Below are 11,488 nucleotides of genomic sequence, written 5' to 3'. Positions count from 1 at the left end.
AAGAATTGGCTCGATGAGCCAAACCGGAGCTTGCGCAGGAGATTTCGCGTTTTTTGTGCAACAATGCACATGGTGGCGAGATTTTTTTCGGAATAGCTTAAGTAGTTACCTTACAAAAATTGTGTTATGAGTTTACCGATTGGCATCATTTTTGGGCTCCTTGCCATGTTTGGTTGGGGGTTTGCAGATTTTTTGGTGGTAAAAGTCGTCAGGAGCATCAGCGTGTTCAGGGCGTTTATGTGGGGGGAATTAATCAGTTTATTGTTTTATTTTCTATTTTCCGTGTTTTTCTTTGAATTGCCACCAATTTCAGTGTTCACGCTGGTGGCAATTTTGGTCTGCAGTTTTCTTCACATCACCGCATACTTGGCCCTCTACAAGAGCCTACAGGCGGGGAAGGTGTCCGTGGTGACGCCGGTTTCGGCGTCTTAGGTGGTTCTCACCGTGATTCTATGCCTGATCTTTTTAAACGAAGGCTTGACCGGGACCCAACTGGCCGGAGTGGCCCTTGTGATTTGCGCCGTGGTATTGGTATCCTTCAAATGGCGTGACCTGCGGGGCTTGCGGTTGAAGAGCCTAGCCGCGGGGGTCGATTATGCGCTCTTCGCGCTATTTGCCTTTGGCGTTCAGTATGCCATTGTGGATTATCTAGTTTCCGAACTAGGCTGGTTTCTGCCGATTTTCTTCATCAAATCATTTTCACTTCCCCTCCTTCTGTTTTACTCCCGGGCAGTGAGGCAGAAAATCTCCTTTCCGAAAAGCGCGGCACCGTTTGTGGTCACAATAGGCCTGTTAGAATTTCTAGCCTTCTTGGGTTATGGTTTAGGGGTGAACTCGGAATACACCGCCATCGTGGCGCCGATCACCGCCTTTTCACCGATTGTTACCATCGCTCTGGCCAAGATATTTTTCAAGGAGACCGTCGAGGCCAACCAAAAGATCGGTATTGTTTCATTTTTACTAGGCTTGGTTCTTCTTTCATTTTAGTGCTCCGCGGAACGCTCCCCTACACGTTTTTAATCCAAGCGCGGCATATCTCAAAAGGAGGTGTAAGAATTGTCCGAAGCCGGTAAGCGCATCAGGCTGGAGCGGATAATTGACCGCAAGACCAAGCGGACGGTGATTGTCCCGATGGATCACGGGCTGTCCATGGGCCCCATCTCTGGGTTGGAGAACATGGCAGCAATCGTGAACAAGGTGGCTGATGGTGGCGCCAACGCCGTGGTGCTGCACAAGGGGATCGTTCGTGCCGGTCATCGAGGTTACGGAAGGGACCTGGGCTTGATCATCCATCTTTCCGGCAGTACCTCGATCGGTCCGGATCCCAACTGCAAGGTGCCGGTCGCCACCGTGGAGGAGGCGATTGCACTGGGCGCCGATGGGGTCTCGGTCCATATCAACGTGGGCGCGCCTAACGAGCCGGAGCAGCTGCAGCACTTGGGCGAGGTGGCGGAGTCCTGCGAGGCTTGGGGTATGCCTCTATTCGCGATGATGTACCCGCGCGGCCCCAAGGTCAAGGATCAGCATGACCCGGTATTGGTTGCCCATGCGGCCCGGGTGGGTGCCGAGCTCGGTGCCGATATCGTGAAGACTGTTTACACCGGCGATGTCAAGTCCTTCAGCAAGGTGGTCAAGGGATGTCCGGTACCCGTCGTGATTGCCGGTGGCCCGAAGATGTCGACGGATTTGGACGTCTTAAAGCTGGCGGCGGAGGCGATGAGCGCCGGTGCCATCGGAGTTTCTATTGGTCGTAACATCTTCCAGCACAAGAACCCGACCGCGATGACCCGGGCATTAGCACGCATCGTTCATGAAGGGGCCACGGTTGAGCAAGCGATGCGTGAGCTTAAGCGGTGAACTTCTTGCGCAGACTTCTCTGGGTCAGGGCGGACTGGGATGAGGCGTGGGAGACCAAGAAGCCCTTCGTGCGGGCGGCCATAGATAACGGGGCCGATGCGGTCCTGATTAAAGCGGAAGAGGCCTCGGAGGTGCTTAAGCTGGGCACCATCCTGATGGCCGCCGAGAAACCTGCACCTGGAATCAGCATTGCTGTCCTTAAGTTGGAGAGGGGCGAGAGGGTTGAGGAGTTGCTGAAGCGCGCGAAAAACCTGCGTGACCAGCTGAAGGTTGCGGTTCAGGTCGAGGTCTCGAGCAAGGAAATGGAAAGAGCTGCCGCGGAGGTCGGGAAGTCCGTGGATTACCTGATTGTTGTTACTCCGGACTGGAAAATCATCCCTCTGGAAAACCTGATTGCCGAGCTGCAGCGCTCTGATGTCAAGGTTCTCGCCGGGGTGAAAGATGCCGCCGAGGCCAAGGTGGCAGTGGAGACGCTGGAGGTGGGCACGGCCGGTGTCCTCCTTGATGCGCGGGAGAGGGGACCCGAGGAGGTGAAAAAGGTCGGTGAGCTTTTCGAGTCGCTGGAGAGGGAAAAGCTGGAGTTGGTCCCGGCAAAAGTGAAGTCGGCGCGTCCGGTGGGAATGGGCGATCGAGCTTGCATCGACACCACCTCGCTTATGTCTTTGGGGGAAGGCATGTTGGTGGGTAGCCAGAGCAGCGGCATGTTTTTGGTGCATTCTGAGACCTTGGCCAGCGAGTTTGTGGCCCCGAGGCCCTTCCGGGTTAACGCCGGAGCTGTACATTCTTACGTCAGGGTACCGGGAGGTAAGACCAAGTACATGTCGGAGCTCAGTGCCGGGGACGAGGTCCTTCTGGTTAACTGCAAGGGCGAGACTAGGGTCGCCACGGTGGGCAGGGTTAAGATCGAGAGACGACCGCTGCTCTTGGTTGAGGTCGAGCACGGTGGTGAGATTTACAAGACGCTCCTCCAGAACGCGGAGACGATCAACCTCGTCGGCAAGGATGGCAACCCCATCTCCGTGACCAAGCTGAGGCCCGGAGACGAGGTCCTCATCCATGTGGAGAAGACAGGGAGGCACTTCGGCGTCAAGGTCGAGGAGACCGTGGTTGAGAAATAGCCTTGGTGTTGTCTTTGAATGAGCTTAAGCTCGGTGGGCTCGCTCTCAAGACTCCTGCGGTCTGCGGCGTGATACAGGGTAGAGATGTTCGTGAGATGAGCCGAGCCGTTTCACTGGCACTGAAAAAGGGGGCCGAGCTTGTGGAGCTTAGGATTGACAGCCTTCGGGACAGATGGGAATGGCAAAAGATACTTAAAATCAATTTGCCGTTAATTTTCACCAATCGGCCAAAAAGAGAGGGAGGCGCCTTTGCCGGCAGCGAGAAGGAACGCGTGAGGATAATCCTCGAGGCTATCGAAAATAAGGTCCCCTGCATCGACATTGAATTTTCCACCCCCAGAGATCTGCGTGATGAGGTCGTGAATGCCGCCAAGCGCGAGGGGGTTTCAGTGCTAATGTCCTGGCACGATTTTTCGAGAACACCAGCGACTAAGGTGCTCAAGACGATGGCTGAAAAAATGGTTAGTTCCGGGGGTGATTTGATCAAAGTGGTGACGCTGGCCCGTGAGCCTGCGGATGCGATTAGGATTTTGGATTTCTTGGTCGATATCCAGGATAAAATTTCCATTCCAGTCATCGCCTTTGCCATGGGTGAGGCGGGCAAGATAACCAGAATTGCTAGTCCACTGCTGGGATCGCCATTTACCTACGCCAGTGTCGGACGGCCGACGGCTCCGGGGCAGCTCGATGTTGCTGGGACCAAGCTGCTGCTGCAAAGACTGCTGCCGCGGGGAGGCGTGTAGATGGGTGAGTTGAAGGTCTTCATGCTGATCGGAGATCCCGTTGAGGGTTCCCTTTCCCCAGCGATGATGAACGCTGCCTTCAGGGCATTGAAGCTAAATTATATTTATGTGGCGGTCCGGGTTCCTCAAAAATTGCTTGAATCTGCCATCACCGGGGCTAGGAAGATTGGCATTGCGGGGCTCAATGTAACCATACCTCACAAAATTGCCGTGATGAAGTTCTTGGATGGGCTCGATGAGTCGGCATCACTAGCGGGGGCGGTCAACACGATAAAAAACAGCCGAGGAAAGTTGTTGGGCTTTAACACGGATGGTGAGGGCGCGCTGAGAAATCTTGAGGAAAGGATCGGACGGGTGAGGGGCAGAAAGGTGCTGCTTCTCGGCGCCGGAGGTGCCGCGCGGGCCATTGCCTTCTCCCTGCTCTGCGCCGGGGCCGAGTTGACCATTGCCAACCGGACGCTGGCGCGCGCCGAGGAGCTGGCAGCGCTAATCGAGAAGAAACTGGGGAAAAAGTTGAAAATCATCTCAATGGACCCCAACAAGCTTAAGAAGGCCATTGCCGACGCAGAGGTTCTGATAAATGCAACGTCGGTGGGCATGCGACCGAAGGTAAATGAAACCTTGGTGACGGCTGACATGATGCATAGGAATCTAATCGTTTATGATATCGTTTACAAGCCGTTGCGGACGCGTCTCCTGCGCGAGGCGGGGAAGGCCGGGGCCATGACCATCGACGGGTTGGGCATGCTGGTGCGGCAAGGTGCTTTGGCGCTTGAGATCTGGACGGGGAGGAGGGCACCCATCAAGGTTATGGAAGCTGCCGCCAGACGTGAAATTGGGGACGTGATCGGATGAGGATAGCGGTCATCGGCGTCGGCGAGATGGGGAGGCGGCTGGCAAAGTTCTGTAAGCGTCTGGGCGAGGTCGTGGTATCCGATGTCAACCGCTCGAAGGCCAGGAGGTTAGCGGCGGAATTGAGGGTTGAAGCAGCTCCCGGAAAAAAAGCCGTGGCGAGTGCGGATATCGTGTTCATCGCGGTCCCGATTTCAAAGACCCCAAAGGTTTTGCTGGGGGCGGCGGAGCAGGCCCAGAAAGGGGCGCTTTTGGTTGATGTGGCCTCGGTCAAACTTGAGGTGGTAAAAACGATGGAGAAAATAAAACAGGAAGTTGAGCTGGTGTCTATGCATCCCCTGTTCGGGCCCGGGGCCTCCCGCCTGAAAAACAAGGACGTGGTGGTCATTCCGGTCAGGCCGGGTGAAAAATATCAGAGGTTGAGGAGATTTCTGGAGAGGAGCGGCGCGCGCGTTATTGAGATGGATGCCGAATCCCACGACAGGACCATGGCTGTGGTTCAATGCCTTTCCCACTTTGTGTTGTTAGGCTATGTTCAGACCCTGCGGTCACTGGGAGGAAAGATTTCAGGGCGGATGCGGACGCCGATTTTTTCTGCACTCGTGGACTTGGCGAAGGCGGCCGCGGCGGGGAGACCGGAACTTTATCTGGAAATTCAGCAGCAGAACAAATATGCCGGGCCGGCGAGGTGTTCAGCGTTAGAGGCCTTTCATTCATTGGACGCCAACTTTACTAAGGGGGATTTAAAGGCATTGAAGGATATTGTCGCGGGGGCAGAGGCGTTGTTCGGGAGGAATGAGATTAAGCGCGCCTATGCGGAGTTGTACCGGCAATTTGAGGAGGGGAAGCAATGAAAGTGGGAGCGCTTGGTCCCCGCGGCACCTATTCGGAAATTGCCGCATGGACCCAGTTCAAGGGACGGGCCGAGGTGGTGCTCTACCCGACGATTTCGGATGTCGTTGAGGCAGTTGCACGACAGGAAGTAGATGCCGGCGTCATCCCTGTGGAGAGCATGAGGGAAGGATCGGTGGGTGAGTCGCTCGATGCGCTCACCTGGGCCGATGTTAGGATAAAGGGAGAAATTGTTCTACCGATAACGCATGCCCTGCTTGGGGTGAAGGGATCCAAGATCGGACAGATAACCCAGGTTCTTTCACACCCGCAGGCAATTGCCCAGTGCCGGGAATTCCTGAGAAAATATCTGCCCATGGCGGAGATAGTCGAGATGGGCAGCACGGCTAGGTCGGCGGAACAGGTGAGCAAGCTGGGACAGCCCCACATCGCCGCCATCGGCCCGCGGATGCTGGCCAGGATTTACGGCCTGCAGGTGCTGAGGGACAACATTCAAAGCGGCGAAAAGAACATCACCCGCTTCCTGCTTATCGCTAAGGAGGACGGTCCCAGAACTGGTAGGGACAAGACCTCCATCGTTTTTTACACGGCGGACGATCGACCCGGTATCCTCTACGAGATTCTGGGCGAGTTTGCGACGAGGAAGATAAATCTCACCAAGATAGAGTCGCGCCCCTCAAAGAAGGCGCTGGGCGACTACCTCTTCTTCATCGACTTGGAGGGACACCGGGAGGACAGAAAGGTTAAAGAGGCCCTGAAAGAGGTCGAGAAGAAGACCGCGATGCTGCGGGTGCTGGGCTCCTACCCGAGGAAGTTCTAGGTGGTGGCGTGACCGAGGATAAATTGGCGCTGATCACTAAGGCGCTGAGAATTAACCCCCAGAGGGTGGAGCGGAGGCTGGTGGCTTTCATCCGGAAGAAGGTTGCGGAAGCGGGGGCCGATGGCGTTGTCATTGGGCTCAGCGGCGGGATTGACTCTTCGGTCGCGGCAACCCTTTGCGCGAGGGCCCTTGGTCCTAAAAAGGTGCTGGGAATTTCACTTCCCGAGATCGGGGTTTCCGACCCCAGCGATGTAGCCGATGCCCGGCTGGTTGCCGAGAACCTTGGCATAGATTTCAAAGTTATCGATATTGCTCCGGCGGTGAAGGCGTTGCGCGGGCAGCTGGAGTTTAAACCCGAGGCTAGGCTGCCCGCCGCCAACATCCTGCCGAGAATCCGCATGGCCGTTCTTTACTACTATTCCAATCTATTGAACCGGCTGGTCGTGGGCGGCAGCAACCGTAGCGAGCTTAGGACGGGCTACTTCACCAAGTACGGGGACGGGGCCTCGGATCTAGCCCCGCTGGGATCACTTTACAAGACACAGGTCAAAGAACTGGCCTCTTTTCTGGGCCTTCCCGAGCAGATAATAACCAAGACGCCCACCGCGGGGTTGTGGCGGGGCCAAACTGACGAGGCCGAGCTAGGGATTAGCTATAGAAACCTTGACCTGATTTTCGTCGGCTTGGACCTTGGTCTCGGCCCAGCGACGATTGCCAAGGCGGTTGGCCTGAGTCGGGATGAGGTGAAATCGGTTATTAAACGGGAGCGCAGAAATCTCCATAAGCTCAGGCCTCCGGAAATACCGCGCCTCTGAAAGTTTTTTAGTTAGAGACTTTAGTCTATTGGTGGTGGATGGGATGAAATTGAAGGGCAGTCGAACGGAGAAGAACCTCTTGAAGGCCTTTGCCGGGGAAAGTCAGGCCAGAAACAGGTACACCTACTTCGCCAGCGTCGCCAAAAAGGAAGGCTACGAGCAGATCAGCGCGATATTTCTGGAGACCGCGGACAACGAGAAGGAGCACGCCAAGGTGTTCTTTGAATATCTCCAGGGCGGCGAGGTCACCATCGAGGCGGCGTACCCTGCGGGAAAGATTGGGACCACCAAGGAGAACCTGCTGGCCGCAGCCGAGGGCGAAAGGATGGAGTGGGGGGCGCTCTATCCTGAGTTTGAAAGGGTGGCACGGGAGGAGGGCTTTATCGAGATAGCCAACTCCTTTCGGGAGATAGCCGAGGTTGAGGAGCACCACGAGAGGAGATACCGTAAGCTGCTGGAGAATCTGGAGAACGGCACCGTTTTCCGCAAGGACAAGGTCGTGAAGTGGAAGTGCCGAAACTGCGGCTATGTCCACGAGGGAACAGAGGCTCCGAAGATTTGCCCCGCCTGCAAGCATCCGCAAGCCTACTACGAGCTGCTGAGTGAAAATTACTAGCCGGAAAACCGATATCTGCATTTAGACGCTGGCCGGCGTTTCAGACGATTGATATCAGGCCATTTATTTTATTTGACATTAAGGACAATATTAGTCTGGTGTTTCGCATGGCGTTGATGGAAATTAGCATCGTCCCCGTGGGCACCGGGGCGACCTCAGTCAGCAATTATGTGGCGGCAGCGGTGAAGGTTCTGGAAAAAAGGGGGGCCAAGTATCAAGTCACCGCTATGGGTACAATAGTCGAAGGAGAAACTAGAGAGTTGCTAAGGCTGGCCCAGGAGATGCAGGAGGCAGTTTTCAAAATGGGCGTTTCTAGAATTGTGACCAAGATATACTTGGACGAGCGCCGTGACAAGAAGATGACCATGGAGTCAAAAGTGGAAGCGGTCAGAGAAAAGATAAAGTGATCCATTTTCAGCGCTTTAACCCACTCCTGCTATCTGGTGCCCTTCTTCAGCTCGACGAGGTCAACGCACATTCCGGCGGCGATGGTCTGCCCCGAATGTCTGATGGCAAACCGGCTAAGCTCCGGAATATCGCTGGCGCGCTCGATTACCATCGGCTTGGCTAGCTTGACCTTAATTAAACCCGCGTCGCCCTTTCTCAGCGATCGGGGATTTTCCTCAACCACGGAGCCCGTTTTTGGATCTATCTTCTGCAGAATCTCGACGATGGTTCCGGGAACGTGTGCAGAGTGGCAGTGGAAGAGCGGCGTGAATCCGGGCGAGATTTCGGTCGGAACGGCGAGGATGACTACCTTGCCGATGAATTCGTTGGTGACAGTTGGTGGGTTAGTCAGGTGTCCGGCTACGTCGCCTCGCCTCACCTCATCCTTTGAAACACCTCTCACGCTAAAGCCGATGTTATCACCGGGAACCGCCTGCTGGATTTGTTCGTGATGCATCTCGATGCTGCGGACCTCACCGCTGCTACCAGACGGTTCAAAAATGACGATGTCTTTGACTCTTAGGATACCTGTTTCTACTCGGCCAATGGGTACTGTGCCCACCCCAGTAATTGAAAAAACATCTTGAATTGGAATCCTCAGCGGCTTTTTGATCGGCTTTTCAGGTTCCTTTAGCTGCTCCAGCGCTCCGAGCAGGGTAGGACCTTTGTACCAAGGCATCTTTTCGCTGGGTTTGGTAATTCCCTCACCGTAGAAAGCTGCCACGGGGATAAAGGGCAGCTCCGAGGCATTTCGGTAGCCAATGCTGCTGAGCAGTGTAATCATGCTGTTTTTTATCTCCTCGTAAACCTCCTTGCGAAAGCCGACGAGATCCATCTTGTTAATGGCCACAATGATTTGTCCGACTCCAAGCGTGAACGCCAGCGCCGCGTGCTCGCGCGTCTGCGGCATGATCCCATCGTCGGCGGCCACGACCAGCACCGCGGCATCGGCTTGGCTCGCTCCCGTGATCATGTTCTTGACGAAGTCGCGGTGGCCGGGAGCATCGATTATCGTGATGATGTTTTTCTGGGTCTCGATTTTCTGATAGGCGATGTCGATGGTCACCCCCCGGGCCCGCTCCTCTTTCTCACGGTCCATCACCCAGGCGAACTTGAAGCTCCCGGCCTCATCTAAGAGGTCCTTCTCCTTGACGACCCCCATCTCCACCAGCAGCCTGCCGATGAGCGTTGACTTGCCGTGGTCAACGTGACCGATGAAGACCAAGTTCAAATGCGGCTTCAGATTAACCGCCCCTTTTATTTGTTGTCGGTAGGTGGTTGAAGCCCTGTTTCGTTTTGTGTGGGTAGTTCAGGGTTTGGGACATTCTGTGGCTCGGGTTTCAGCGGTGCCGCCGGTGTCGGCTGCGGCGCGGGAGGGGTCTCGACAGCGGGAGCAGCCGGCGGGGCTGGGGCGGGAACTTCGCTGGGTGCTTTTTCCAGCCACAGCAAGTATTTGGAGATGTTAACCGCCGCCATTCTCAGGTCCCGGGAGAGCTTTTCGGCTGCTCTCCTCAGCGGCTCTAGGTAAATGTAGACGGTCTCTGGTTTTCCCTCCTCGAGCTCGAAAAATTTGCCAGCGATTCGGTCGGCTTGGGCAGCACAGTCCTCGATTTTAGGTATGACCTCTTTGGTTAGCTCCTTTGTGTCCCTGATGGATCTCGCAATCTTGTCGATATCGTTCACGAGACTTTCCACTCGCCGGTGCATCTTCTCCTCGGTAACGGATTCAAAACCGGGCCGCCCCACCAGCAGACTGGTCCGCGCGCGGAGCAGTTCGGCGTTTGCGGCAAGTGAATCTAGATCAGTAGCCACAATCTGGACAGCAGCGAAGGTTTCATCCAACCCTAGCCTTCTCAGCTCCGCCGCTGGCTCGCCGACATCGGCCCAGAGGGAGAAATTTTCCAGCGGGATTTGTTTGGCCTCGGTAGATTTTCGAGAGTAAGCGAAGAGTATCGCTGCTGAGACTAAAAAAGTGGCACCAGCAACGCCTACGGTGAGGTAGGACTGAGGCCCGGGGTTTATGGCCGAAACCACTATCGCGCCAAGGGAGAGAACCAGCGGTATTATCGCGAGTGGGTATAACCGCATATCAAACCTCACCGCTTTAGACCTTCTCTCCTCGTTCAAAAAGCTTTTTGGTGTTGCTGGTAGGAACTAAATTGACTCTGGGAGGAAAGTTTCATGGAAGAACTCTCTCCCCTCCATCCTCGGGCGGAATCGCTGAGGATAAGAAAAAAGCTTGTGGAAGGTTTCAAAAGGGGTCTGGTCGTAGAGGAGGGACTGGCGGCGCACGGCAGGGGGGAGGCCTTTGACTATCTTTTAGGGGAGAAGACCACGCGCGAGGCCAGAAGGGCGATAAGGGCCGCCGCTGCCGCGATGCTTTTGGCAAAGAACCCGGTGATTTCGGTGAACGGGAATGCGGCGGCGCTCGTCCCAAACGAGGTAGTGGATCTCTCAAAGGTCACCGGGGCAAAGATTGAGGTCAATCTATTTCACCCTTCCGAAAAAAGGGAGGCGGCTATCGCTAGATGGCTCCGCCAGCATGGGGCAGATGAAGTTTATGGGCTGGAGCCAAAGTTCTCTCAAAAAATCGAGGAAATCCACAGCAACCGGCGAAAAGTAGATCAGCGCGGTATAGCGGCAGCAGATGTGGTGCTGGTCCCGCTTGAGGACGGCGACCGGACCGAGGCGCTTAGGCGGCTGGGAAAACAGGTAATCGCCGTCGACCTAAATCCTATCTCGAGGACAGCGCGTGCGGCCAACATCACGATAGTGGACAATATCGTTCGTGCTTTCCCTTTGCTGGTGTCGAACGCAAGAGATTTGTCAGGAAAGAAGGAGGCGAGGCTCCTTGCTATCATCAGAAGTTTCGACAATAACGCGAACATTTCCGCCACGCTAAAATTGATGTTCAAACGCCTTGAGCGACTTAGCCGAGATATCGCCAAGACCTTCTATGGCTAGTTCATAAAAACCATGAACCACACCGGGATGTAACTTACCCATTACAGGGCAGCTCAGATGGTGAAACCAACGATCAAAAGGTGCTTACGGAAATAACTTATATGGAAAAAGTTAGGATATTATCCTCGGCAGCCGGGGTAGCTCAGTAGGTAGAGAAGTTAAGCGTGAGCTGCTTCGCCTAAAGTGCTCGGCTGTTAAACTGGACGTGGATGAAGAACGAACCTCAATTAAACTGACGACACGTCTGGATACGGCAACCGAGCGGTCAGAGGTTCGAGTCCTCTCCCCGGCGCCATTTTTTAATTTCCATCTTACCTTCCTCAGCACAGTACTCCCGCAGGTAAAAGTTCAGCACTGGAATGAAAGCATAACTTAAGTAATTGGTGCACCAAGTGCACCACGAT

General features: G+C 55.0%; 14 protein-coding genes and 1 tRNA gene. 13 read left to right on the top strand and 2 right to left on the bottom strand.

The features are described from left to right. Positions 1-126: 126 nt before the first annotated feature. The 11 genes from ACP5PX_RS06475 (at position 127) to ACP5PX_RS06425 (ending at position 8,080) form a co-directional block, all read left to right on the top strand. Positions 127-432: an EamA family transporter gene (locus ACP5PX_RS06475; protein WP_428085143.1), complete on the top strand. Its 306-nt coding sequence runs from the start codon at positions 127-129 to the stop codon at positions 430-432. A gap of 45 nt (positions 433-477) precedes the next feature. After that, complete coding sequence (locus ACP5PX_RS06470; protein ID WP_428085141.1) at positions 478-987, top strand: EamA family transporter; 510 nt, start codon at positions 478-480, stop codon at positions 985-987. A gap of 69 nt (positions 988-1,056) precedes the next feature. After that, complete coding sequence (locus ACP5PX_RS06465) at positions 1,057-1,857, top strand: 2-amino-3,7-dideoxy-D-threo-hept-6-ulosonate synthase (protein ID WP_428085139.1); 801 nt, start codon at positions 1,057-1,059, stop codon at positions 1,855-1,857. Then, complete coding sequence (locus tag ACP5PX_RS06460) at positions 1,854-2,975, top strand: 3-dehydroquinate synthase II (RefSeq protein WP_428085137.1); 1,122 nt, start codon at positions 1,854-1,856, stop codon at positions 2,973-2,975. The genes ACP5PX_RS06465 and ACP5PX_RS06460 overlap by 4 nt, the downstream gene beginning before the upstream one ends. Positions 2,976-2,989: 14 nt before the next feature. Further along, a complete protein-coding gene (gene aroD / locus ACP5PX_RS06455; protein WP_428085135.1) occupies positions 2,990-3,718 on the top strand; it encodes a type I 3-dehydroquinate dehydratase in 729 nt (242 codons plus the stop codon). After that, positions 3,719-4,573: a shikimate dehydrogenase gene (aroE, locus tag ACP5PX_RS06450; RefSeq protein ID WP_428085133.1), complete on the top strand. Its 855-nt coding sequence runs from the start codon at positions 3,719-3,721 to the stop codon at positions 4,571-4,573. Further along, positions 4,570-5,424: a prephenate dehydrogenase/arogenate dehydrogenase family protein gene (locus ACP5PX_RS06445; RefSeq protein ID WP_428085131.1), complete on the top strand. Its 855-nt coding sequence runs from the start codon at positions 4,570-4,572 to the stop codon at positions 5,422-5,424. Before aroE ends, ACP5PX_RS06445 begins: the two co-directional genes overlap by 4 nt. Further along, positions 5,421-6,242, top strand: a complete 822-nt coding sequence (pheA, locus tag ACP5PX_RS06440; protein WP_428085128.1) for a prephenate dehydratase — start codon at positions 5,421-5,423, stop codon at positions 6,240-6,242. The genes ACP5PX_RS06445 and pheA overlap by 4 nt, the downstream gene beginning before the upstream one ends. Before the next feature lie 8 nt (positions 6,243-6,250). Continuing rightward, entirely contained in the window at positions 6,251-7,057 is an 807-nt protein-coding gene (locus tag ACP5PX_RS06435; RefSeq protein ID WP_428085124.1) for an NAD+ synthase, read from the top strand. 43 nt (positions 7,058-7,100) lie between these two features. Continuing rightward, entirely contained in the window at positions 7,101-7,673 is a 573-nt protein-coding gene (gene rbr / locus ACP5PX_RS06430) for a rubrerythrin (RefSeq protein WP_428085122.1), read from the top strand. 107 nt (positions 7,674-7,780) lie between these two features. Next, entirely contained in the window at positions 7,781-8,080 is a 300-nt protein-coding gene (locus tag ACP5PX_RS06425; RefSeq protein WP_428085120.1) for an MTH1187 family thiamine-binding protein, read from the top strand. Positions 8,081-8,109: 29 nt separating this feature from the next. On the opposite strand, the gene tuf is transcribed toward ACP5PX_RS06425, so the two are convergent. After that, positions 8,110-9,363, bottom strand: a complete 1,254-nt coding sequence (gene tuf / locus ACP5PX_RS06420; RefSeq protein ID WP_428085145.1) for a translation elongation factor EF-1 subunit alpha — start codon at positions 9,361-9,363, stop codon at positions 8,110-8,112. 14 nt (positions 9,364-9,377) lie between these two features. Beyond that, a complete protein-coding gene (locus ACP5PX_RS06415; RefSeq protein WP_428085118.1) occupies positions 9,378-10,208 on the bottom strand; it encodes a hypothetical protein in 831 nt (276 codons plus the stop codon). A 93-nt stretch (positions 10,209-10,301) separates the two neighbouring features. Here ACP5PX_RS06415 and ACP5PX_RS06410 point away from each other — a divergent pair, with 93 nt between their 5' ends. After that, positions 10,302-11,084 carry a 4-phosphopantoate--beta-alanine ligase gene (locus tag ACP5PX_RS06410; protein ID WP_428085116.1) on the top strand — a complete coding sequence of 261 codons (783 nt, stop codon included), beginning with the start codon at positions 10,302-10,304 and terminating at the stop codon, positions 11,082-11,084. 131 nt (positions 11,085-11,215) lie between these two features. Next, positions 11,216-11,379: transfer RNA gene (locus tag ACP5PX_RS06405), tRNA-Asn, on the top strand. Positions 11,380-11,488: the final 109 nt, after the last annotated feature.

This window comes from Hadarchaeum sp. (SeqCode) (assembly GCF_049969415.1).
In the GTDB taxonomy this organism is placed as follows: Archaea; Hadarchaeota; Hadarchaeia; order Hadarchaeales; family Hadarchaeaceae; genus Hadarchaeum.
Note: the sequence above shows the minus strand (reverse complement) of the source record. Positions and strands in the feature narration are given on the sequence as shown.

Coding starts and splice junctions, on each gene's coding strand:
- ACP5PX_RS06475 (WP_428085143.1), top strand. CDS start 127: ATGAGTTTACCGATTGGCATCATTTTTGGGCTCCTTGCCATGTTTGGT.
- aroE (WP_428085133.1), top strand. CDS start 3,719: ATGGGTGAGTTGAAGGTCTTCATGCTGATCGGAGATCCCGTTGAGGGT.
- ACP5PX_RS06445 (WP_428085131.1), top strand. CDS start 4,570: ATGAGGATAGCGGTCATCGGCGTCGGCGAGATGGGGAGGCGGCTGGCA.
- pheA (WP_428085128.1), top strand. CDS start 5,421: ATGAAAGTGGGAGCGCTTGGTCCCCGCGGCACCTATTCGGAAATTGCC.
- rbr (WP_428085122.1), top strand. CDS start 7,101: ATGAAATTGAAGGGCAGTCGAACGGAGAAGAACCTCTTGAAGGCCTTT.
- ACP5PX_RS06425 (WP_428085120.1), top strand. CDS start 7,781: ATGGCGTTGATGGAAATTAGCATCGTCCCCGTGGGCACCGGGGCGACC.
- ACP5PX_RS06415 (WP_428085118.1), bottom strand. CDS start 10,208: ATGCGGTTATACCCACTCGCGATAATACCGCTGGTTCTCTCCCTTGGC.
- ACP5PX_RS06410 (WP_428085116.1), top strand. CDS start 10,302: ATGGAAGAACTCTCTCCCCTCCATCCTCGGGCGGAATCGCTGAGGATA.